Below are 22,794 nucleotides of genomic sequence, written 5' to 3'. Positions count from 1 at the left end.
ACCTTTTGAGACAGCCTTTTTGTCAAGTACTTTTCTAAAGAAACCAGACTGCATCAATCGGACAGACTATTTTTCCTTTGTTTACATCCTTCAGAAGTTTTATGAAGGACTTTTCTTATGCTCTCTTTCTGAATTAGTCTTCAAAAGTTTTATGACGGACATTCAGCACATACAATTGCTTTTGTTGGACTTCATTGCCTCTATGAAGGACATTTACAAATTTTATTCCTTTATTTTTATCCTTCACAGTAGCTCCAAAATCCTTCATTTTAGGAACTCAACGGACAGCCCTATCTTTTTTCAACTTTCATCGGTGATTCATATAGTCTTTCGCACGGTCTTCCATGATGAAAATCTGTGATCTGCAAATATCCTCATTTAATTCTCTATCACTTTTAATAAGTTGCATTTAGCCGTTTTTCCCATAAAAATATCCTAATAAAGCAGACTTTTTTTTGGATTCCACTTTATTAGGATATATTTTATTGTGAGTATAGAAAAAGTTAAGGAATAAAGCGATCATTATGCTTGGCTTCAGGAAAGAATCTTTTTTAGCACTCTTCCGGTGTTCCAGCGTGTGTTGCAGTTCTAAAGGAGGCGCCGCAGCCGCAAGACGCAATCGCATTAGGGTTGTCTATCGTGAATCCTCCACCAAGCATTGATTGTTTATAATCAATCTTTGTTCCCTTTAATATAGGGGCGCTGTCTTTATCCACTAAAATCCGAATGCCGAATTGTTCAAATTCGTGATCATCTTCTTGTTTTTCTTGTTCAAACCCGATGCCGTATGAAAGTCCAGTGCAGCCGCCGCCTTTCACACCAATACGCAAATAGGCGCCTTCTTCTTCATTTTCTCTCATCATATCTTTTATTTGAAAAGCTGCCGCTTCGGTAAGCATAACAATTTCAGACATGACCCATCCTCCTTTTCATTAATTTTTGAGTCACTTTTAGTATACCTTTTCAGAAAAAAACTCTCAAATTTCTGAACCGGATTCATAATAATAGGTCCCCGTGCAAACCGTTTCAGCAGGTCCTTTCATCAAAATGTTCCCCTCGTCAGTCCATTTAATAAATAAATCGCCGCCGGCAAGATGGACAACTGTTTCTTTGCCTCTTGTTGTTTGCTCGTTTAATACGGATGCGACCACTGCCGCACATGCTCCGGTGCCGCAAGCTTGTGTGACACCTGAACCTCTTTCCCATACTCGAAAATGAAGCTCATGGTCGTTGACGATTTCGACAAATTCTACATTTACCCCTTCTGGAAATCTTGCATCTTTTTCGACAATCGGTCCCAATGTTGTTAATGGAGCTTTCTCAATATCGTCTACAAAAAAGATGATGTGTGGATTTCCCATCGAAACCGCTGTGACTTCATATTTCGAGCCGTTAAATTCCATGATTTCACCAATAGCTGTTTCATCTCCGTTTCCGGCCATCGGTATTTCCTTTTTTAACAGCTTAGGGTGACCCATATCAATTGTGACGCTTGATACTCGTCCATTTTCTTCATGGACTTCGGCTTCAACCAAGCCAGAAAGTGTTTCGATCAAAAACTTTTTCTCTTTTACTATGTTATGCTCATAAACATATTTTGCGACACAGCGCAAACCGTTTCCACAGTTTTTTCCTTCTGAACCGTCACTGTTGAAAATTCTCATTTTCACATTCGCACGTTCAGATGGAAGAATTAATATTAGCCCATCTGAACCGATGCCGGTATGAACGTTCGCAACTTTTCGCGCAATATCTGGCAGGAGATGCTCCGGAAGCGTTTCTTCGAATCCATTTACATAAATATAACTGTTTCCTAATCCATGCATTTTTGTAAATTGAAAAGTTTCCATTTTTTCCTCCAAAACAACAAAAAATTTGTTTTTATAAGTATAAAACGTTCAAAATTTGTTGACAATAAAAATATCCCCCGTTTTCATATATAAATAAAAGCTCCTCGGGAAATATAAGAGGGGCTTTTATTTTTTATATCATCAGCCTGCCGCTTCAAACACCTTGCTCATACGTAAAAAAAAGACTCATCCGCAAAGGCAAGCGTCGTACTGAGAAACAATATTGAGATTCATACTTACATTTTATAATATGCTCTCATACCTCGAATGAAATATTTAGAGACAGGATCAAAATAAGGAGAATCAAAAGCTTGTCTCCCTTTTAATTTTATCATTCACTTTTATTTTCTATTAAAACATTGGATTTTCTTCTAAAAATTGATAAATATTTTTCACTAGCTCTTCTGCCGTTTCCCCTTCTACCGCTTCTCCGTTTACGAGGGCAAAAAGCGATTCGTAGCATTGGCCGCAATACCCTAGGCAGCTGTATTCAACTATATCTAAATTAGGATCTTTTTCTAATTGTTCTAATGCTTTTTGTGAACCGTTTGCTAAGTTGCTGACACAAAACTCTATAATTGGTTTCACGTGAATTGTCCTCCTTCTATACTCAGTAGCCTATCATAATGCTTTTTTTCTTCATTGTCAAAGCATTGAACTTCAAGGTTCATTTAACATTTTGCCATAACAATTGTGCTATTTTTCCTTAAGTATGTTGTGATTTATACATAAATTCGTTATACTTTTAGTGGCATTTGTTACGATTGTCACAGTTTTGGGGTAAACATTTGCAGGGAAAAGGGGAATCGCGATGAGAAAGTTACTGCTCCTCGGAGGCGGCTATGGCGGCATGAGAATTCTTCACAAGCTGCTTCCCAATAACTTGCCGGATGGTGTCGAAATAACATTAGTGGATAAAAACCCTTATCATTGTTTAAAAACGGAATACTATGCGCTGGCTGCGGGAACGATTTCAGATCAGCATGTGCGCGTGGCCTTTCCAGAACACCCGAAATTGAACGTTCATTACGGTGAAGTCACGGACATTGACCTTGAACAAAAGCTTGTACATTTAAAAGATCAATCTCCAATCACGTATGATGAACTTATCATCGGATTAGGATGTGAAGACAAATATCATAATGTTCCGGGTGCTGACAAATATACTTGCAGCATTCAAACAATCGATCAATCACGTGAAACGTATCAAAAGCTGAACAATTTAGGAGCAGGTGCAACAGTCTGCATAGTTGGAGCCGGATTGAGCGGCGTTGAATTGGCAAGCGAACTGCGTGAAAGCAGATCCGATTTAAAAATCAAGCTGTTTGACCGCGGAAAAGTGATCTTATCAAACTTCCCGGAACGATTAAGCAAATATGTCCAAACATGGTTTGAAGAGCACGGGGTTGAAGTAATCAACAGCGCCAATATTACAAAAGTTGAGCCAAATATGGTTTATAACCATGATGAACCGATTCCTTGTGATGTTGTCGTTTGGACCGCAGGAATTCAACCGAATTATGTCGTAAGGAAATTGAATGTTGAAAAAGACCGGCAAGGACGGGTTATTTTAACAAAATACCATCATCTTCCTCAAGATGAACATGTGTATGTTGTTGGAGACTGTGCAAGCCTTCCTTACGCACCAAGTGCTCAACTTGCCGAAGCACAGGCTGAACAAATTGTACAAGTATTGCTCAAAAAATGGAACAACGAACCTCTTCCAGAGGAACTGCCGCCGTTCAAATTAAAAGGCGTTCTCGGTTCTCTCGGAAAAAAATCAGGTTTTGGGATGGTAGGAGATCGCGCACTCACTGGACGTGTGCCACGTCTTTTAAAATCAGGAATTCTTTGGATTTATAAATATCATAGTGGAGCATGAGAAAACCGGGCGTTCATTTGTACGTCCGGCTTCTCTTTTTCCGGAACTCTTTCACTGGAAAATATAAATCAAGAGAAATACAGTTGTCTATTATTTTGCATGCAAAAAAACGAAGCAGCGTTTTTTTTTTTTAGCGAATCTGTTCTTTTGGCTTGAAGAAATCGACAATGCACTTTTTCTTTCACAGTTCTGGATGACGAGTAAACTCTTTCTTACACAGGTTGGTAACCATGTTTTTCCATCTCTTGAAAAATCCTTTTTATCTTTGGATTTCCTTCTCCTACTACCACTCCATTTATGACAACAAGGGGATAAAAATATTCTTCCTTCACGATTTGATCGGCTATTTTCTTTTTCTCTTCATCTTCCGGAGGACAATATATATCAATATATGTGATGTCAAATGGCTGATCTGGATATTTTCTAGTCAGTGCTGCTTCCAGCCATTCAAATGTATCTTTTGCTGAAGGCGAATTTACACAGCTTGGACATAAGTTTTCTGCACCATAAACGCAAATTTCTACCGGTTTTCTCATGTTTGTTCTCTCCTATTTAATAAAATGATGATCTCCTAGATTATCCATATTAGATTTAAAAAAAATGTGATACAATGAATTTGAAACTTACAAATAGATTTTATCGCTCATTTTGAATATAATGATGGATAAGAAAGGAGTCGATAGTATGTCAGATGTTCAAATAAAAGAACAAGTACAGGAAGTTTTAGATAAGCTGCGCCCGTTTTTGCTTCGTGACGGCGGAGACTGCGAATTAGTTGATGTTGAAGAGGGCATTGTGAAATTGCGCCTTTTAGGTGCGTGCGGGAGCTGCCCAAGTTCTACCATTACTTTGAAAGCAGGTATTGAGCGGGCTCTGCTGGAAGAAGTTCCAGGCATCGTAGAAGTAGAACAAGTATTTTAATGAAACAAACCGGCGAAAAGCCGGTTTGTTTCTTTATATCAAGCTTTCAATATGAGTAAACCAAGACTTTGTCCCTTCATAATCAATTTCTAGCTGTGTTACTTCACAATGAGGAAAAGCCTCTTTTAGTTTAGGACGCAATGAGTGTCTCATGCCTTTTGGAGCAAAACACAATATCGTTGGACCTGCACCGCTCAATACAGTCCCGTACACACCGTGCTCTTTTCCTATCTTTCGAACAGCTGACAGTTCAGGAACTAGACTTTCCCTATACGGTTGATGGAATATGTCCATTTCCATCATTTGGCCTGCCAATTCCCAATTATTATTCATGATGCTCCCAACAAGCACATTGCTGATCGCACTGGCTTTCACCGACTGCTGAAATTTAAATGTCTTCGGCAAAACGCCTCTAGAATCCTTCGTATATAAATAATATGGCGGAATAACCGCGATAATATCCACATCCAGATTATCCACTTTTACAAAATATGTGTGGTCATCTGTTAAATAGCCGACCACTAGACCGCCTACTATAGAAGCTCCGGCATTATCCGGATGTCCCTCAAACTTGCTGGCAAAATGAATTTTTTCTTCATCGCTCAAATTCAGTTTACAAACACGATCGCAAAGCTCAATCCCTGCTGCAATGGCGGCCGCGCTGCTTCCGAGTCCTCTTGTCATCGGAATATCACTTGAAATTTCCACATAACATGCAGGAAGATTAACACTATGTTTTTCTGCTAGCTTGGAAGCGACTTTATAAATTAAATTCTCTTTCCCTTCCGGTACGTTTGCTACTTCTTCACTTACCGGCTTAAATGTCCAATTTTCCGCAAATGTAACGGCTAGTGTTAAATAGCGGTTTAAAGCGAGCCCTACAGAATCAAAACCGGGGCCAAGATTGGCTGTACTTCCGGGAACTTGAATTTTTAACATGTCTCCTTCTTTCATACATGCCCATCTCCCTTGAGATGGTCCATCACAGCTTTCTTTTCATTAGGCAGCACGATCGGCTGGATGGATGACACATCGATCGCAGTATTCGGATCTTTTAATCCGTTGCCGGTCAATACTGCTACAACTGTGCTTCCTTTCGGGATTTTCCCCGAATTTACATCTTTCATCACTCCTGCAATAGATGCACTTGAAGCAGGTTCAGCAAAAACGCCTTCCGTTCTTGCAATTAATTGATAAGCATCCAAAATTTCTTCATCTGTTACCATATCGATCTTTCCGCCTGATTCATTGGCAGCATTGACAGCAAATTCCCAGCTTGCTGGGTTTCCAATTCGAATGGCAGTTGCCACTGTTTCCGGATTTTCAATCACTTGATTTTTTACAATGGCTGCGGCGCCTTCCGCTTCAAAACCGTGCATTTTTGGAAGCCCTGTTTGGTGCCGCTCATTAAACTCTTTAAATCCTTTCCAATATGCTGTAATGTTTCCAGCATTTCCAACCGGAATCGCCAAATAATCCGGAGCTTTTCCCAGCTGTTCACAAATTTCAAACGCCGCTGTTTTTTGCCCTTCAATTCGGTAAGGATTTACAGAATTGACAAGAGTAATTGGCAGCTCTTCACAAATTTCACGAACCATTTTTAAGGCATCATCGAAGTTTCCTTCAATTGCAAAAATTTCTGCGCCGTACATAACTGCTTGGGCAAGCTTTCCAAAAGCGATTTTTCCGTTCGGTATAACAACAATGGAACGCAATCCTGCACGTGCCGCATATGCGGAAGCAGCTGCAGACGTATTTCCAGTTGAAGCGCACATTATAGTTGTGCTTCCTTCTTCCACCGATTTTGCAACTGCCATCACCATACCGCGGTCTTTAAATGAACCGGTAGGATTCGCTCCTTCTGTTTTCACATACAGCTCAACGCCTAATTTTTCAGATAATTTTTCTAAATGAATGAGAGGAGTATTACCTTCGTTCAATGTCAGCATCGGTGTTTTGTCCGTTACTGGCAAAAATTCTTTATATTTTGCAATTAGTCCATTCCATTTCATAATAAGCCGTTCCCTTCTACTCGATACGTACTTTTAACTTCCTTAACAACTTGCAAATCTCGGAGCTCCATTAAAATTTCCTCAAAATCTTTTTTCGATGCTTTATGGGTAACGATGACAATTTCCGCTAAATCTTTATTTTTCAGAGGTAATTGGAGAATTTTCTCAAAGCTTACACCTCTGTCTGAAAAGAGGGATGTAATTTTTGAAAAAGCTCCAACTTGATCTTCTACGTGAATTCGTAAAAAGTATTGGGCAAAAATTTCTTCAGGTGCCTTCAATTGTTTCTGATATTGCGGGGCTACGGCGCTTCTTCCATTTACACCTAGACGCATGTTTTTCAATACGCCTACTAAATCCGAAACAACAGCGGTTGCAGTTGGCAAGCTTCCTGCGCCAGGACCGTAAAACATTGTTTCCCCTACTGCTTCGCCGTACACATAAACCGCATTATATTCATCTTGGACGGAAGCTAACGGATGATGATCGGGCAGCAGTGCAGGCTGTACACTAACTTCAATTTTATCACCGCTTCGATGGGCGATGCCGATTAATTTCATCGTATAGCCGAGCCGTTTACTGTAATCAATATCTTCTTGTGTAATATCCGTTATCCCTTTTACTTCCACATCTTCTAAATCTACTTCCATAGAAAATCCAAGTCTTGCCAAAATCGCCATCTTTCTCGCTGCATCCAAGCCTTCTACATCAGAAGTCGGATCAGCTTCTGCATATCCTAATCTTTGCGCTTCCTTCAGCACTTCTTCATAAGGGGTTCCGTATTTTGACATTTTCGTTAAAATAAAGTTTGTCGTTCCGTTAACAATCCCCATCATTTTTGTAATCCGGTCTGACGCCAATCCATCTACCAATGTACGCAGAATCGGGATGCCGCCTGCGACACTTGCTTCATAAAAAAGATCGCAGCCGTTATCCGTCGCTTTTTTGAGCAACTCAGTTCCGTACACTGCCATCAAATCTTTATTTGCCGTCACAACATGCTTCTTCCGATTTAATGCTTCAAGCAAATATTCCCGTGTCTGCTCAATTCCCCCCATGACCTCAATAATGACGTCAATATCCGGATCTTCTATTACCTCATGAACATTTGTCGTTAATTGGGAAGGTTCTACATGAACGTCTCTTTTTTTATTTGTATTTTGAACAAGAATTTTTTTTACTTTCACCGGGCACCCGATTAAATGAATGAGCTTATCCTGGTGGTCTTCAATGATTTTTACTACTCCGCTACCAACGGTGCCTAAACCGAGCAGTCCTACTGAGATTGATTCCAACCAATTCATCTCCCTTATGTTTATTTATAATAGACAATTGTCTGCCGTAAAAAGACATTAACTGTTTTATAAGACATTATAAATTTCAATGACTGATTTTACAAGAGAAATTTTCATCATCCGCATATGTAAACGCTTTTTGGGCGTTTAAACAACGGCTGTTTTCGGTTTCTCGCCCGTTAACACACGTTGAATATTTTCGACGCAAAGTTCGATCATTTTTATGCGGGTTTCCCGACTCGCGCTGCCGATATGCGGAAGTGCTACAACTTGTTTCAATGATAAAAGCGGATGATTGGAATCAATCGGTTCTTCTTTAAACACATCCAATCCACAACCAGCGATTTCACCAGTTTTTAGAGCATTATACAAAGCGTTTTCATCAACAGATGCTCCTCTGCCAGCATTAACAAATATTGCACTTGTTTTCATTTTTTTAAAGGCTTCCTCGTCAAACAAGTTTTTCGTTTCATTTGTTAATGGTGTTAAATTAACGACAAAATCGGCTTTCTCTAGCAATTCATCAAATGTGCAGTATTTCGCTCCAAGCTCTTTTTCCACTTCCGGTTTCTTTGAACGATTATGATACAAAATTTCCATATCAAATCCTTTTGCCCGTCTCGCAACAGCTTCTCCAATTTTCCCCATCCCAACGATCCCAATCGTTTTATGATGGATATCGCTTCCTGCCAACAAAAATGGAGACCACCCTGTCCATTTTCCTTCTTTTACATACTCCGCAGCTTCAACCAATCTTCTTGCCGCTGCCATTAACAAAGCAAAGGTTAAATCGGCAGTCGTATCTGTTAGTACATCCGGTGTATTAGTTACAGTCACGCCGTACTTTTTCGACGCTTCGAGATCGATATTGTCATACCCGACTGCTAAATTAGCAACGATTTTTAATTTTTTGGCTTTTTGAAGCAGTTCTTCATCCACCCGGTCTGACAGCATTGTAAGCAGAGCATCAGCTTTTTTTGCCTTTTCCAATAATACAGACCTCGGACATGGAGAATCCTGCTCCCACATGTCGACAACTCCGATGGAACGAAGAGGATCCAATAGGTTTTCTGGCAGTTTTCTTGTTACAAAAATATATTGGGTCACTGATTCATCTTCTCCTTCTTCTAATAAATAGCTATTGTTTTGAATTGATATGACAAAATCAATGCTTTGTTCGAAACAGCTGCAAGATTTTAGCTGCTTTCTTTTTTATGATACCACAACAAAATGCGACTGAACCTTTTATAACCATGTCAAAGCCGGCAAGACAATTTGCTTTTTCCTCAAATATATCATAGATGAAAACGAAGATAAAAATTGCTCATATTGCGAAGATGTTTGCAAAATTTTTTCCATTTGAAATTGCAGAGAATCCCTTTCTTCTTCCTCTGCAAGATAATAGTTTTCAACACATTCAAAATAATGAACAGGAAACAAAAGCCTGCTAAAAACTAACCGCCAAAAAAAAGAGGATAACGGAGACACTCGGTCGTATTCTGCCAAAAAAAGCTCATCAATTGTTTGCCTTCCTGTCAGAAAATCATACCTTAAACATTCAGCAATATCTCTTGCTCCATGATCAAAAACGAAATCAATAGGCAATGAAAATGCGTTTTCCCATGTTTCTCTCGTAAAACGTTGATGACATATGGTGCCGGAATCAACCGGCAATGGTCGATCATCAAGCTCAGTATCCGCTAAATATTGGATGGCATTTTCACCTAAGCCTAAATAATATGGAAAGGATTCAATAAATAGCTTGTCAAAGGCGTGATGAGGCTTTGAAGCAATTTGAATACTCCAAAATTGCTCCATTTGATCGATCCGCCTTGCCCATAAATTTCTCCATTGCCCAATTCGATTCGAATGAACGGGAGTAAAAGGCAGCCTTCTGCCAACTTCGTGAAAAAATGACAGCTCTTTTCCGAGAGAAGTTATATTAAGCCGCTTTGTTTGATGAGGTATTTGAAACACAGCGTAGCGCGTTCCATTATGTTCTGCCGTAAGATCCCCATTTACAGTTAATAAAAACGAAGCAGCTTTTCTCTCGTTTGTCATAAGGAGATAACGACTCATTTCATACAGTTCATAAAGCTCCTTATGGTCAATATGTGAAACAGCAGCAATAAAACCGATATTTCTTTTTGTTTTAAACCCCTGCCATTGCCCAATTGAAAAAAAGTCGAGTACATCTATTCCATAATGCTTTTTTAAAAGCTCTTTCATTCCTAATTCCCCCTATAAATCCATTTTTCAAAAAAACACCCCAATATAAATAATGAAAAAATGCCATAAACTATAACATGTAGAAAAGCTTTTGTGTATACAATATAAAAAAGATGTTGATGCTTTTTGAAAATTTAAGCAAGAATTTATTGAAATCGGCGTCACAGCCGATTTCAGCACTTTCATATACTTGTAAAAGATAGGGTGAACGACATGGATAAAATAGAGCAAACTGCAAGAAAATGGCTGAAAGATAGAGGAGTTACACCGGATGACATCGCAGAGCTCGTCTATTTTTTACAGCAGCAATATTATCCGAACTTAACAAAGGAAGACTGTTTGCAAAACGTGGAAAGAGTTCTTTCGAAAAGAGAGGTTCAAAATGCCATTTTAACTGGAATTCAATTAGATGTTCTAGCAGAAAAGGGGGGTTTACAGGAGCCTCTTCAATCGATCATCCAATCGGATGAAGGATTATATGGAATTGATGAAATTCTTGCATTTTCCATTGTGAATATTTACGGATCAATCGGGTTTACGAACTATGGCTATATCGATAAACAAAAGCCTGGTATACTTGCTCATTTAAACGATAAAAGCACAGGTAAGTGTCATACTTTTCTAGATGATATTGTCGGAGCCATTGCAGCGGCAGCTTCAAGCCGGCTCGCCCATCGATCCACTGATTCACAGTAGGGGCAGCGGAGCACCTATTGTGAAATCAGCTGGAAAAGAAAAAGGCTTCATCATAGCACATGCCATTCCGAAAGGTTATTCACTATATAAGTCGGTTGTATTTCTTTGTGTTTTAAGTGTTCTTTCGTTGTTACGCCTGTATGCACAAGAAGGGTGTCCATCCCTGATTGGATACCTGCCTTAATATCCGTCTCGTAATTATCTCCGACAAGAAGCGTTTCTTCTTTTTTCGTTTTCAGCATTTTCAGCCCTTGCTCTACAATAATTTTTTCAGGTTTTCCGATAAAAATCGGCTGAACATTTGTAGATACTGAAATGACCGATGTAATGGCGCCATTGCCTGGAAGCAGTCCTCGCTCAGTCGGCAGAGCAGTATCCCCGTTTGTTGAAATAAATGTTGCACCTGCGCGAACCGCTAAACAGGCCTTGGCAAGCTTTTCATAATTGATGTTTCGGTCAATACCCACAACGACAAAATCCGGATTTTCATCGACGAAGCGAAAACCTTTTTCCTCCAAGGCCTTTCGCAGCCCCTCTTCACCGATTACATATATAGAAGCATTTTGTTTTCTTTCCCAAATAAAGTTGGCTGTGGCAATGCTTGAAGTTAAAATTTGATGCTCTTCCGCCGGAATGCCGAGACTGATTAGTTTTTCAGCTACTTGCTTCGGGGTTTTAGAAGAATTGTTTGTCATAAATAAGTACGAAATTCCTTTTTCCTTCAGTTTTTTAACAAATTCTTCAGCTTCTTCAATTTTTTCTGTACCCCGATACATGGTGCCGTCTAAATCGATGAAATATCCTTTATATTTCTTCAATTTTTTTCACTCCTTCAATCAATCCATTACGGCTTAAAAGCTGTAACTGGTCCAAGTTCATCTTCCAAGTAGGTTCGAACACGATGGCAAAAATTTCTCAAAACTTGTAAATGGGTTGATATTGAATCATACAGTTCTTCATGCCGTATGTTTAAATAATCTTGAACGAGCATTTTTCTGTAGGAAATTAATTTCTTTAATCCTTCCGCATCCCTGCTGTCAACGACAGATTCATCTTCTAAAATGTCAATAATGTCTTCATAGCTTCCCGGGTCCCGCATAATAAAACCGTCAATAATTCCGTTTCCGATATCTAAAATCGCCTCAATCAACAATTGGGCAATCCGCTCCAACGCTTTTTTTTCAACATCAGACTCCCACTGTTGATGTCCTTCAAACATGGATACAAGATCTTCTACAAATTTTACAGTATCTTCAATCTTTTTTCTGTCCACAAAATACATATGATTTCTTTCCTTTCTTAAGGTTTTTGTATCCGTTTTTTATTTTACCATACTCGGCCATTTGAACTACCTACTACTTTACACACTTTTGAGTTTTTTAAAGCAGAGCACTAAAATCCTCTCGTTAGACGGATCGATTTTGGCAAACAGAGCTGATGTTTCTAAAATTTGGATTTCGTGATTGAGCAGGCGCAAGCTTTCCGCGGTTTGATACATCTTGCATGCCGGGTAGGATCCGCTTAGATTTTTTCAATTTAGTAAAGAAATTCCTAAACGCGCACAAAAAATTGCTTTTACAGATGACGATTTTTCATGACAAGCAGAGGAGGATTTTGAATATGACTTTCGTGCCGATTCATGATATGTTTCTCCAATTAACTTCCCATTCGATACAGAAATCATGGCTGATTGGCAGCAGATGTGCGGGCTGATAAAAAAATTGTGTTATTTTGCTTCTATTTCAACAGAAAAATCGCTATGCGAATCGAAACAGAGGTAAGTTTTCTCACAAATTTGCGATAAATCGTTGTGAATGCATCATCTTATGCTACAATGCAATTATAAGAAACGGAGGTAATGAACCATGGCCGAACGCTTTTTTTTGTATGATGAAACCGTCGAGACAAAAACAAGATTTGTTAGCTTTATGGGAGAAAATCAACGCTTTGATTTAGCCATTATTCAATCGGACCGCTATTACGGAAAATATCTTGTACTAAATTTGCAAAGCAACCGGTTTGCGATCATTGGGGAAGATGATCTTAAAGAACCGGGGTATTTAGAAGATGTTTATCAATTAAATGATGAAGACGCAAAAGAGCTTCGGGAGTTTTTATATGAGATCGTCTAATGTATAAATTACCTTCCATGAGGAACGATAATGGTAAAATCATGGACAGGTGAACAAAATGGACAAACAAAATGAATATACTGATTTTTCAGTAGTGGAAACAATGCGAAACTATATTATCCCGGAGGATATGCCGGAAGGCGCCTACGGAGCTCCGCGGGGAAAGGATGAACCTGTGGAGAATAAAAGCACACCTTGGGAAGAAGGTCAGCGTCCATATAGCAGTTTTAACTATGAATTCAAATCCTTGCATCAGAATTTGCCGAGACAATTTCCGGGCAGTCATCCTCCTCATGATGAACCTGATAAAAATGAAGAAGACCCGTATGAAATAAAGTAATCAGGACGGCTGTATGCCGTCCTGATTACTTTTTCACACCCAGATGTTTTTGCATCTGGCGTTTATTTTTTTATTTTCTTTAATACAAAATAAGCACAGCCGAAATTGCAATATTCATACAAATATTCATCTAATGAGCTGATTTTCGTATCATGTGTTGCTTTTTGGTTTTGATCATCAAAAAATCCTCTCAGCCGCAATTGGCTATATCCCCAATCGCCGACAATATAATCATATTTGTTTAAAATTTCACTGTACCTTGCTTTAAAAGCCTCTTCATTAAAACCATTTTTAAAATCTTTTATAAGCTCGTATGTTTGATTAAAAATTGTGATCATTTACAAATTCACCCTCTTCCATATGTTTATCATAAACAAATGATTTCCCTCCATCAATTGCCTGACAACAATTTTTTAAAAGCGGCAATCCTAAAATTATAAGGAGGTGCTGAAATGAAAAAAAGGCTTTTTACTCCTTTTATCATAGCTGCGCTTGCAGCCAGCGGGTGCCAATATGATCAAGAAGGAAAAGGTCTATATAATGAAAACGGGAATACGGTAAACGTGGCAGAAAGAAATGATAATTATAACAGCAATAAAGATTCAGACAGCTTTGGATATGTCCGGCATCAAAAAAGTCCAACAGCCGGAATAGAGAAAGCCACAGTAAAAACTCCTGTCATCAATCGGGAACAATTAGCAGACGTAATCGGAAGGCTTGCCGTCCAGCTTCCAAATGTTCATGATGCTGCTACGCTCGTAACAGATGAAGAAGTTCTTATAGCGTATAAAACCGATTCAAACAACAAATTTGAAACAGCTGACCAAGTGAAAAAGACAGCTGCATCCATTGTTCCGCGTTATTTTCATATTTATGTAACCGATAATCCTAATCTGTTTAAAGAAATCGAATCATACAGCACTCTTGATGGAGAGTCTCCAAATATTAACCGCAATTTAAACCAGACCATTCAGCGCATGTTAAAGTCTCCCCAAGGAAGAAAATTGAATGCTGGTGAAAATGCAAATGGCGAAGGATTCGGAGAAATGAACGAAAGTATTGATCACGACATAAAAGATCAATGAAATAAACGTTGATGCATAGGTGAATTTTTTAGAGGTTATTTACCTATTTTTATTAAAACGGGCCGTCAAGAAATTCTTGACGGCTCTGTGGCTTTAAGCTTTTGCCTGCCGCTGTTTGGCTGCCTCATTTACTTGTTCATCAGCATGATAAGACGAACGGACTAACGGACCTGCCTCGCAATGGCTGAATCCTTTTGACAAAGCAATTTCTTTTAATTCTGCAAATTCATCTGGATGGTAAAATTTTTGAACTTTTAAATGTTTTTTCGTAGGCTGCAAATATTGTCCGATTGTGATGATGTCAACATGATTTGCACGAAGGTCATCCATCGCTTCGATAATTTCTTCTTTCGTTTCCCCAAGCCCGATCATAATGCTTGATTTTGTCGGAATATCCGGATTGATTTCTTTTGCTCTCCGCAAAAACTCCAAAGAACGTTCATAGGTTGCACGAGCGCGAACCCTTGGGGTTAAGCGCCGAACAGTTTCAATATTATGGTTTAAAATATCAGGTTTAGCGTCCATTAATGTTTTTAAATTTTCGTACACTCCGCCCATGTCAGATGGAAGAACTTCTATTGTAGTAAATGGATTTTTTTTGCGCACAGCACGAACCGTTTCAGCAAAAACGGCTGCTCCGCCATCTTTCAAATCATCACGGGCAACTGCAGTGATGACAACATGCTTTAAGTTCATAATGCGGACGGAATCCGCTACACGCTCCGGCTCTTGCCAATCAAGCTCGGTTGGCAGTCCTGTTTTCACTGCACAGAAGCGGCATGCGCGTGTACAAACGCTTCCTAAAATCATAAATGTTGCCGTTCTTCTCACTGCCCAGCATTCATGAATATTGGGGCATTTCGCTTCTTCACAAACCGTATGAAGCTTTTGCTCGCGCATCAATTTTTTTAACCCTGTGTAATTCTCGTTTGTATTTAATTTTATTTTAAGCCATTCAGGTTTTCGTAAACTTTCTTCTTTTTGAGCCATTTTTCATCATCTCCAATATGTAATCATTAAAAAAATAAAGATGATACACTATAGTCAATTTAACATAATGAAAGATATTGGACAAGAAAAAGGAATTTTATATTCCTTCAATTTCCAGCCATTGAAACTTTACTTTTTTCTTACACTAAGACATGACATGATGGAAAGGAGTTTATCAATTGTGGTTCTCAGAAAAATGTTATTATTGGCTGCACTTTTATCTTTATTTTCCAGCCATGCCAATGCGTCCAGTCAATTAACTGAACAACAAATAAATCATTTGCGAATGAGCCTGTATAAAAAGGTGGAAGCCATCACCCAGATTCCTTGGTATGTATTGGCTGCGTGCGACCAATACGAACGAAACGTCAGAAAAATAAAAAATGATATCCCAAAACAAAAAGGAGTTATTGGCATTTACATTCCTCCTGATAAATGGGCTGGGACAGCTAATCCGAATCTGAACGACCAAAATCCGGTTAGCATTCAGCTATTCGGGGGAATCGGAATGGATGGAAACGGCGACGGCAAAGCGCAAATGGATCATGATGAAGATGTCTTATATAGTTTTGCACATTTTTTATCAAAATATGGTAATGATATAGAAAATTTAAAAATTGGTTTATGGTCTTATTATCACCGTGATAAAACGGTCGGAATTATTTTAGGTCATATGAAATTGTTCAAACATTTCGGGCATCTGCAATTAAACGAGCATGCTTTTCCTCTTCCCGTCAGAACTGATTACAGCTACCGTGATACATGGGGAGATGCGCGCGGCTGGGGCGGCCGGAGAATTCATGAAGGCACAGATATATTTGCACATTATGGCGTACCGGTTCGTTCCACTTGCTACGGAATTGTCGAAATGAAAGGCTGGAATCGCTATGGGGGTTGGAGAATCGGTATTCGGGACATTCAGAATACGTACCATTATTTTGCACATTTAAACGGCTTTGCCAAAGACATTCACGTTGGACAAATCGTAAAACCGGGGCAAATCATCGGTTCTGTCGGAAGCAGCGGCTACGGCCCTCCAGGAACATCTGGCAAATTCCCGCCGCACTTGCATTACGGGATGTATAAAGACAACGGTAAAACCGAGTGGTCTTTTGACCCTTATCCGCATTTAAAACTATGGGAACGGCTTGAATGGCAAAAAGAAAAAAAATAAAGAGCCCGCACCAACTCAGGAACGGGCTCTTTATGAATCAATTTTATGTTTTTTACTCGACTGAATGGCAATTACTTGCGACTTTATCGCTGATCAAATGATAGAAAATACTTTTTCATGTCTGTTGAAAAAAAATCCATTAAGGAATACATCTTATTTAAATTCATAGATGGTACGTTTTGGAAACTTCTTTCATCTGTACACTATAGATGAGCAATAATCATTCTTTTATAAAAAGATAATGGTTGTTTTTTATTTTTCTACCATTTTCAATAGTGCTTCTTTGCCTGTCATCCCTGCTTTAATGCCAATTGCCTCCGCTTCTGTTGTGACTGATTCCAATGGGGCTTCAAGAAGCTGCTCAATTGTCCTCACTCCGACAGCGCGGCCGGCAATAATTTTTCTCTCTTTTAATTTTTCATTCAATAAGGCTACATCAAGCGCACCGCACATAATATAACCTTTTTCGGCTGTAACAGCCATGAAATTCGTTTTTGGCAGCTGAATGGTAATGGCGGTAAATTGATGATCACCAATTTTAACCGGCGATACAGATACCATAAAATACCCTCCTTCCCTACTTCACTTTATGAAAGGAAAGGAGATGTTGACAAAAATTTATTGATGGATTTGCAGGAACTGTTTCGATAATTTCCAAGCAAGTACATCTCTTAGCAATTCAGGCATGAAGTATATTTTATTCTTTACACGGCTTAATTGCGGATATAATGGACCTAATGTAAACATATCAATAGTTGCCACTGCATACACATGATTTTGATCAAGATGTTTTCCATTTACAAAGATCTTTTTCACATGTTCCTTGCCATCTTCCAACGTTTCCATGACCGTTTCAATGCCGTCAAAAACCATACGCCCCATTACTTTGCCTCTGAAGCCTAATCCTTTAAGCTTCAATTGCTCCATTTCTTTTGTCCGTGCTTGTAAAATAACTTCTTTTAATTGATCGCCTTGAACCATGATTTTACAAGGATTAATCGGATGAGGACAAATCCGGTGCAAATCGCCTTTTGTGACGAGTCCTTTCGGAAGCGATTCAAGCAATACTCCGGCATTCACCATGGAAACTTCCCCATCGCACCATTCTTTTAAAGCGGAAGCCAACAGCTTTGCAAATGGTGAATCTGAAAACCAATCAATCCGTAATTCTTCTTTTAATTCCACAACAACTTCGTTAAGTTTTTGAGCACTTTCAACTTTTTTTTGATCAAGCCACTTTATGGTAAAAACATCTTCTTTTTCAATCGTTTTCGTTTCAATAATCTCCGCTTTTTTATTTACCAGCTTCTTTTGAGCAGAGTCGATCTTAAGTTCAATATGTCCAAGCCACTGTCCAAACTTTCCTGCTCCCGCCAAAAGCGTATTGCCTACAAGCTTTCCACGATCAAGCACATGATGTGTATGGGCTCCTAATATAACATCGATATCAGGAAATTGTTGAGCAATCCATTCATCATCGGATATTCCAAGGTGTGATAAAAGAATGATAACATCTGCTTTGCCCCGGATTTCCTCCAATGTTTCTTTTATATTTGCCATCGGTTCTGTTATCATCCACCCTAACTGACGGTAAAATTGCTCAAAGCAAACCGTTACGCCTAAAATACCGATTCGGACTCCATTTTGTAAATGTTTAATCACATAAGGCTTTGCCCATTTTGGTCTAGTACCGTCTAAGTAAAATAAATTAGACACAATGACCGGGAATTGTGCATGATTATACAGCCGATCCAATGCTTCAAAAGGAAGAGTAATTCCTTCATTATTTCCAATCGTTATTGCATCTGGAGTTAAATGATTCAGCAGCTCAACATTTGCGACTCCCCCGGTCGCTTCAGTAATTGGGTGAAAGCGATCGACGTGATCGCCGATATCGAATAAAAAAACAGTTTCGTTTTTACTTTTATGAATATGTTTTTTTGTTTTTAGATAATGAACGATTTTCGGCCAATTTTCAAAATGACTGTGCAGATCATTCGTATGATATATATGAACCGTCTCAATCAAAGTCGCTCTCTCCTTCAGTGGGATACTTTTCAAAACACTCAAATAAATCAAGCTGCCTTGGCGCTAAATCATGATATGTAATTCCTAACTTTTTCATCAGTTCTTTTCCATTGTCCGCCGCGTCTCCGCCCGAGTTGTTGTTGAAAATGAGATAGAGATCTTTAGTTTGCTTTTTCAGCATTTTTATGTGTCCTTTCCATTCATCAAGCTCTTGTTCATTATATCTATATAAATATCGTACTTCACGCCAATTCCCTTCTTTTGGCCTCAGCCATCCATGAACATTTCGTCCATGAAATCTTACCAAGGTCTTTTCTCTATTCGTGCAATATAATACGGTCGGAACTGAATTTTCCCCTGCCTGCGGCTCATCACAAATGGTGTGAATCCACCCTTCCTTCTCCATGAATTGAAGCGTTTTTTCATAATATGTAGGAAGGAACCAGGAGCGGTGGCGAAATTCTAGTGCACAAGGGGCATCCTTCATTTGCTCTTTGCACCATCGCAAGAAATCAACATTTTCTCTTTTGCAGTGAAACCAAGGGGGAAATTGAAAAAGAACCATTGCCAATTTATTCGCTTCTTGAAAGGGCTGAATCATTTTATAAAAAGCAGCGAACATTTCTGAGCGGCTTTCGAAAGATCCTAAGCCTGTTTCGTGTCCAGTCATTCCTTTATACGCCTTTACAATGAATTGAAAATTTTTGGGCGTCTCGTTCACCCATTTTCGAACGTTTTTCTCAGGCTGTATCGAATAAAAAGTGGAATCGACCTCAACAACAGGAAAATGTCCTGCATAAATCGTTAATTTATCATTCGATGATGTTCCGGATGGATAGAGAGAATCATGATCTCCCCAACCTGTCAAGCCTATGTAAATCATTTCTTACTCCTATCAATGTAGTCTTTATATACTCATCATAATACAGCATCGAAAAAGATTCACGATTTAAGCATTTTTTTGTTATAAAAGGCTGGCAGTATTTTTGGACATTGTATTTATAACAACAATAAAAATAAAGAGTTTTGCAACAAAAAAGTTCAAATATCTCATCCTGTACAGTTGCTGATCGAAAAAACAGGTAAAGTAAAGATGTTATAAGGATCTATGATCAGGAAATAATTCACAGATTCATCATTTACAACTTGAAAAAGCTGATGCTGCCAATTGGACTACTTCAGATAGAAAAATTACAGAAAATGGTATAATAAACATATAAGAGCACAGTTTGGCCAAATGATAAAATACACCGTATTCTACAATTTTAGTAACCTCATACAACTGTAAAAGGATTTCCACAGAAAGATTGTTAGTCCTTGTTGGATGAATGATAAAAGGAGTGATAGCCACAACATGTCAGTACGAATCAAAATAACTTTAGATGCTTTGAATAAAAGACTAGATGAAAAGAATATGCTGGTTGTTCAAAATGAAGAAGGATTTTTAGGAAAACTACAATTTCGTTTCAATCCCCCTGCAACAGAAGAAGAAATCAAGAAGCTGCCTTTTAATATTCCTGTGACTATGAAGACTTTCTGAAAATATGTAATGGTGCTACATTATTTGATGATCCTGAAAACGGAGGTGGACTGCAATTATTATCTGTCGAAGAGATACTAGAGGATTATCAATATATTGATTATCCTCCAGATTGGTTTCCTATTGGATATGGCTACGATGGCTGCCGGCTCATTATAGCTTTAGCTCCCGAAAGAAAAGGATATCTTTATTGGCTTGACAACGGCGGAAGTTTGGACGATCCGTTTGGGTTTCTAAACCTGACTTTTGAAAAATGGTTTGATTACTTTATAGTAGCCCAAGGTAGTAAGTTTTGGGAATGGACATGGGATTTTAATAGGTAAATTATCGCTTAGGGGCTAAATATATTTTGATCGTATAAATGAGTTTGCTTCTTCTTTATGAAAGGATCTCATTAAAAAGGATGCGGCTTCAGAAAATGACGCGCAATACATATGTATTGAGGTGGTTGTGTTGAAGATCGTGAAAGAAGCCGTGATTGTTTCTCTTGTACTCCATAATTATATATTTTAGGAACAGTTATATTTGGCCAACATCTTATACTCCTAATATGATGAATTTTTATTAGGAGATGAAATTACTGCAAATAATATAGCATTTGGTTTTATCAATCCATTATTTTTCTTGTTATCTTTTATTCTCCTTGCAATGATTTGCGGCTCGGTTTTATTTTGGTATGAGAAGATGTTCAAGCCTCATAGAAAAACGTAAGTCATCATTTATGGTGTTCTAGAGGAGAGGGGCAAGCGAAATTTTAAAGCCTTCTGATTCTTCTTTCTCACAGCCACTATTGGCATTGGAGAAAAGCTGTTATGCAATGTAAACTATTAGAAATAGTCCGGTGAGTGACGTTTCCTGCTTGTGACCGCCACAGAAGTGTGCAAACATGCAAACTCCCTGTTTTTTCTTTACATGATGCTCTCCTTTAGCTGGAGCGAAAGATTAAGATACTAAAGTATAAAAATAACCGCTGACACATATCTCCATGTGACCAAGAAAATTGAGACGAGGCACTGGAGTTGTATTAACGGTATACAAACATGAATATCTAATTTTTGTGGGTGAATTGTGGGTCTGTCCTCAAATCCCCATTGAAAACAAAAAATTATAAACACCGATATATCAACTTTTCTAAAACATTAATGGGGGCGTCAATAAGCCATAAAAACGACTTATTAGACACCCCCTTAGTATTATAAGGATTATCCAATACTTCCTTCCATTTCAAACTTGATGAGGCGGTTCATTTCAACGGCGTATTCCATTGGCAGCTCTTTTGTGAATGGTTCAATGAATCCCATAACGATCATTTCGGTTGCTTCCTCTTCAGAAATGCCGCGGCTCATGAGATAAAACAGCTGCTCTTCAGATACTTTCGATACTTTTGCTTCATGTTCCAAAGATATATTATCGTTTAGGATTTCATTATATGGAATCGTGTCGGAAGTTGATTGGTTATCCATGATTAATGTGTCGCATTCAATGTTTGCACGTGCCCCATCTGCTTTCCGACCAAAATGGACAATACCTCGGTACGTTACTTTTCCACCTTGTTTCGAGATCGATTTCGAAACAATCGTAGATGAAGTATTCGGCGCTAAATGAAGCATTTTCGCTCCTGCATCTTGATGTTGACCTTTACCAGCAAGGGCAATGGACAATGTCATGCCCCGTGCACCTTCACCTTTCAATACGACTGCAGGATATTTCATAGTTAATTTCGAACCGATGTTTCCGTCAATCCATTCCATTGTTGCATTTTCTTCACAAACCGCACGTTTCGTTACTAAGTTATACACATTGTTTGCCCAGTTTTGAATCGTTGTATAGCGGCAATAGGCTCCCTTTTTCACAATGATTTCTACAACAGCACTGTGCAGCGAGTTAGTTGTGTAGACAGGCGCCGTACATCCTTCAACATAATGAACGTGGGCACCTTCATCAACTATAATTAACGTCCGTTCAAATTGTCCCATGTTTTCTGAATTAATTCGGAAATATGCTTGCAAAGGCGTATCAACTTTTACACCAGGCGGAACGTAAATAAAGGAACCCCCTGACCAAACTGCAGAGTTTAAAGCGGCAAATTTGTTATCAGTCGGCGGAACGACCGTCGCCCAATATTTTTTAAAGATGTCCTCGTTTTCTTTTAAGGCGCTGTCTGTATCTTTAAAAATGATGCCCATTTTTTCAAGGTCTTCTTTCATATTGTGATACACAACTTCTGATTCGTATTGGGCAGAAACACCTGCTAAATATTTTTGTTCCGCTTCAGGAATTCCGAGCTTATCAAAAGTGCGTTTAATTTCTTCTGGAACTTCATCCCAAGAACGTCCTGAGTGTTCAGAAGGTTTTACGTAATAAGTAATTTCATCGAAATCTAAAGCAGACAAATCGCCGCCCCATTGAGGCATTGGCATTTTATAAAAATGGTCTAAAGCTTTCAAGCGGAATTGCAGCATCCACTCAGGCTCATTTTTCATTTTCGAAATTTGTTCAACAATTTCTCTTGTCAATCCGCGTTCTGCACGGTATATAGAAACGTCTTTATCGACAAAGCCATACTTATAATCGCCTATTTCAGGCATTTTTTTCGCCATACTTTCTCACTCCAATCTAA

Annotated in this window: 25 protein-coding genes; 8 read left to right on the top strand and 17 right to left on the bottom strand. The window is 38.7% G+C overall.

Annotated features, from left to right (window positions below; all coding sequences use genetic code 11):
* Nucleotides 1–551: 551 nt before the first annotated feature.
* The 3 genes from NSU19_RS04620 to NSU19_RS04610 form a co-directional block, all read right to left on the bottom strand.
* On the bottom strand, nucleotides 552–914 hold the full coding sequence (locus tag NSU19_RS04620) for an iron-sulfur cluster assembly accessory protein (RefSeq protein WP_063387075.1): 363 nt from the start codon (nucleotides 912–914) through the stop codon (nucleotides 552–554).
* A gap of 63 nt (nucleotides 915–977) precedes the next feature.
* Nucleotides 978–1,850 carry a diaminopimelate epimerase gene (dapF, locus tag NSU19_RS04615; RefSeq protein ID WP_066249227.1) on the bottom strand — a complete coding sequence of 291 codons (873 nt, stop codon included), beginning with the start codon at nucleotides 1,848–1,850 and terminating at the stop codon, nucleotides 978–980.
* Between the two features lie 351 nt (nucleotides 1,851–2,201).
* Nucleotides 2,202–2,438 (bottom strand): YuzB family protein, encoded by a 237-nt coding sequence (locus tag NSU19_RS04610; RefSeq protein WP_094245256.1) that lies wholly within the window; start codon nucleotides 2,436–2,438, stop codon nucleotides 2,202–2,204.
* Nucleotides 2,439–2,661: 223 nt separating this feature from the next.
* Between NSU19_RS04610 and NSU19_RS04605 the strand changes: the two genes are divergently transcribed.
* Nucleotides 2,662–3,732 carry an NAD(P)/FAD-dependent oxidoreductase gene (locus NSU19_RS04605; RefSeq protein WP_117016971.1) on the top strand — a complete coding sequence of 357 codons (1,071 nt, stop codon included), beginning with the start codon at nucleotides 2,662–2,664 and terminating at the stop codon, nucleotides 3,730–3,732.
* 212 nt (nucleotides 3,733–3,944) lie between these two features.
* Here NSU19_RS04605 and NSU19_RS04600 read toward each other — a convergent pair whose 3' ends face one another.
* Nucleotides 3,945–4,268: a YuzD family protein gene (locus NSU19_RS04600; protein ID WP_066249224.1), complete on the bottom strand. Its 324-nt coding sequence runs from the start codon at nucleotides 4,266–4,268 to the stop codon at nucleotides 3,945–3,947.
* 124 nt (nucleotides 4,269–4,392) lie between these two features.
* Between NSU19_RS04600 and NSU19_RS04595 the strand changes: the two genes are divergently transcribed.
* Complete coding sequence (locus NSU19_RS04595) at nucleotides 4,393–4,653, top strand: NifU family protein (RefSeq protein WP_232515736.1); 261 nt, start codon at nucleotides 4,393–4,395, stop codon at nucleotides 4,651–4,653.
* 33 nt (nucleotides 4,654–4,686) lie between these two features.
* Here the strand turns inward: NSU19_RS04595 and thrB are convergent, their stop codons facing one another.
* From thrB to yutH, 5 genes are all read right to left on the bottom strand, one after another.
* Nucleotides 4,687–5,607, bottom strand: coding sequence for a homoserine kinase (gene thrB / locus NSU19_RS04590; protein WP_063387081.1), 921 nt, complete (start codon nucleotides 5,605–5,607; stop codon nucleotides 4,687–4,689).
* Nucleotides 5,604–6,665, bottom strand: coding sequence for a threonine synthase (thrC, locus tag NSU19_RS04585; protein ID WP_339199001.1), 1,062 nt, complete (start codon nucleotides 6,663–6,665; stop codon nucleotides 5,604–5,606). The genes thrB and thrC overlap by 4 nt, the downstream gene beginning before the upstream one ends.
* The gene (locus NSU19_RS04580; protein WP_186439305.1) at nucleotides 6,662–7,960 is read right to left on the bottom strand and encodes a homoserine dehydrogenase; all 1,299 of its coding nucleotides are present in this window, start codon (nucleotides 7,958–7,960) and stop codon (nucleotides 6,662–6,664) included. Before NSU19_RS04580 ends, thrC begins: the two co-directional genes overlap by 4 nt.
* Nucleotides 7,961–8,107: 147 nt before the next feature.
* Nucleotides 8,108–9,067 carry a D-glycerate dehydrogenase gene (locus NSU19_RS04575; protein WP_066249221.1) on the bottom strand — a complete coding sequence of 320 codons (960 nt, stop codon included), beginning with the start codon at nucleotides 9,065–9,067 and terminating at the stop codon, nucleotides 8,108–8,110.
* Nucleotides 9,068–9,205: 138 nt separating this feature from the next.
* Nucleotides 9,206–10,189 (bottom strand): spore coat putative kinase YutH, encoded by a 984-nt coding sequence (gene yutH / locus NSU19_RS04570; RefSeq protein ID WP_339198999.1) that lies wholly within the window; start codon nucleotides 10,187–10,189, stop codon nucleotides 9,206–9,208.
* Nucleotides 10,190–10,402: 213 nt separating this feature from the next.
* On the opposite strand from yutH, the gene NSU19_RS04565 reads away from it, so the two are divergent.
* Entirely contained in the window at nucleotides 10,403–10,885 is a 483-nt protein-coding gene (locus tag NSU19_RS04565) for a phosphatidylglycerophosphatase A (protein ID WP_063387086.1), read from the top strand.
* A gap of 50 nt (nucleotides 10,886–10,935) precedes the next feature.
* Here the strand turns inward: NSU19_RS04565 and NSU19_RS04560 are convergent, their stop codons facing one another.
* Complete coding sequence (locus NSU19_RS04560; protein ID WP_339198996.1) at nucleotides 10,936–11,703, bottom strand: TIGR01457 family HAD-type hydrolase; 768 nt, start codon at nucleotides 11,701–11,703, stop codon at nucleotides 10,936–10,938.
* A gap of 26 nt (nucleotides 11,704–11,729) precedes the next feature.
* Complete coding sequence (locus NSU19_RS04555) at nucleotides 11,730–12,167, bottom strand: DUF86 domain-containing protein (RefSeq protein WP_094245252.1); 438 nt, start codon at nucleotides 12,165–12,167, stop codon at nucleotides 11,730–11,732.
* A gap of 583 nt (nucleotides 12,168–12,750) precedes the next feature.
* Between NSU19_RS04555 and NSU19_RS04550 the strand changes: the two genes are divergently transcribed.
* Nucleotides 12,751–13,017, top strand: a complete 267-nt coding sequence (locus NSU19_RS04550) for a DUF3055 domain-containing protein (RefSeq protein WP_063387089.1) — start codon at nucleotides 12,751–12,753, stop codon at nucleotides 13,015–13,017.
* Between the two features lie 58 nt (nucleotides 13,018–13,075).
* Nucleotides 13,076–13,357 (top strand): hypothetical protein, encoded by a 282-nt coding sequence (locus NSU19_RS04545; RefSeq protein ID WP_063387090.1) that lies wholly within the window; start codon nucleotides 13,076–13,078, stop codon nucleotides 13,355–13,357.
* A 62-nt stretch (nucleotides 13,358–13,419) separates the two neighbouring features.
* Here NSU19_RS04545 and NSU19_RS04540 read toward each other — a convergent pair whose 3' ends face one another.
* The gene (locus NSU19_RS04540) at nucleotides 13,420–13,695 is read right to left on the bottom strand and encodes a YutD family protein (RefSeq protein WP_063387091.1); all 276 of its coding nucleotides are present in this window, start codon (nucleotides 13,693–13,695) and stop codon (nucleotides 13,420–13,422) included.
* A gap of 114 nt (nucleotides 13,696–13,809) precedes the next feature.
* On the opposite strand from NSU19_RS04540, the gene NSU19_RS04535 reads away from it, so the two are divergent.
* On the top strand, nucleotides 13,810–14,442 hold the full coding sequence (locus tag NSU19_RS04535) for a YhcN/YlaJ family sporulation lipoprotein (protein WP_094245251.1): 633 nt from the start codon (nucleotides 13,810–13,812) through the stop codon (nucleotides 14,440–14,442).
* Between the two features lie 93 nt (nucleotides 14,443–14,535).
* Here the strand turns inward: NSU19_RS04535 and lipA are convergent, their stop codons facing one another.
* Nucleotides 14,536–15,432 carry a lipoyl synthase gene (lipA, locus tag NSU19_RS04530; protein ID WP_063387093.1) on the bottom strand — a complete coding sequence of 299 codons (897 nt, stop codon included), beginning with the start codon at nucleotides 15,430–15,432 and terminating at the stop codon, nucleotides 14,536–14,538.
* Between the two features lie 196 nt (nucleotides 15,433–15,628).
* Between lipA and NSU19_RS04525 the strand changes: the two genes are divergently transcribed.
* Nucleotides 15,629–16,606, top strand: coding sequence for a M23 family metallopeptidase (locus tag NSU19_RS04525; RefSeq protein WP_130157080.1), 978 nt, complete (start codon nucleotides 15,629–15,631; stop codon nucleotides 16,604–16,606).
* Between the two features lie 252 nt (nucleotides 16,607–16,858).
* Here NSU19_RS04525 and NSU19_RS04520 read toward each other — a convergent pair whose 3' ends face one another.
* The 3 genes from NSU19_RS04520 to NSU19_RS04510 are packed head-to-tail and all read right to left on the bottom strand — an operon-like array spanning nucleotide 16,859 to nucleotide 19,517.
* A complete protein-coding gene (locus NSU19_RS04520; RefSeq protein WP_063387095.1) occupies nucleotides 16,859–17,167 on the bottom strand; it encodes a DUF1805 domain-containing protein in 309 nt (102 codons plus the stop codon).
* A 57-nt stretch (nucleotides 17,168–17,224) separates the two neighbouring features.
* Nucleotides 17,225–18,634 (bottom strand): bifunctional UDP-sugar hydrolase/5'-nucleotidase, encoded by a 1,410-nt coding sequence (locus NSU19_RS04515; protein ID WP_339198994.1) that lies wholly within the window; start codon nucleotides 18,632–18,634, stop codon nucleotides 17,225–17,227.
* Nucleotides 18,627–19,517: a DUF72 domain-containing protein gene (locus tag NSU19_RS04510; RefSeq protein WP_063387097.1), complete on the bottom strand. Its 891-nt coding sequence runs from the start codon at nucleotides 19,515–19,517 to the stop codon at nucleotides 18,627–18,629. Before NSU19_RS04510 ends, NSU19_RS04515 begins: the two co-directional genes overlap by 8 nt.
* A gap of 471 nt (nucleotides 19,518–19,988) precedes the next feature.
* Between NSU19_RS04510 and NSU19_RS04505 the strand changes: the two genes are divergently transcribed.
* Entirely contained in the window at nucleotides 19,989–20,174 is a 186-nt protein-coding gene (locus NSU19_RS04505; protein WP_339198991.1) for a hypothetical protein, read from the top strand.
* Between the two features lie 1,202 nt (nucleotides 20,175–21,376).
* Here the strand turns inward: NSU19_RS04505 and sufB are convergent.
* Entirely contained in the window at nucleotides 21,377–22,774 is a 1,398-nt protein-coding gene (gene sufB, locus NSU19_RS04500) for a Fe-S cluster assembly protein SufB (protein ID WP_063386926.1), read from the bottom strand.
* Between the last annotated feature and the right edge of the window lie 20 nt (nucleotides 22,775–22,794).

It is taken from the genome of Aeribacillus sp. FSL k6-2211 (assembly GCF_037966125.1).
In the GTDB taxonomy this organism is placed as follows: Bacteria; Bacillota; Bacilli; order Bacillales; family Aeribacillaceae; genus Aeribacillus; species Aeribacillus composti.
This window is presented reverse-complemented; position numbering and strand designations above follow the sequence as displayed.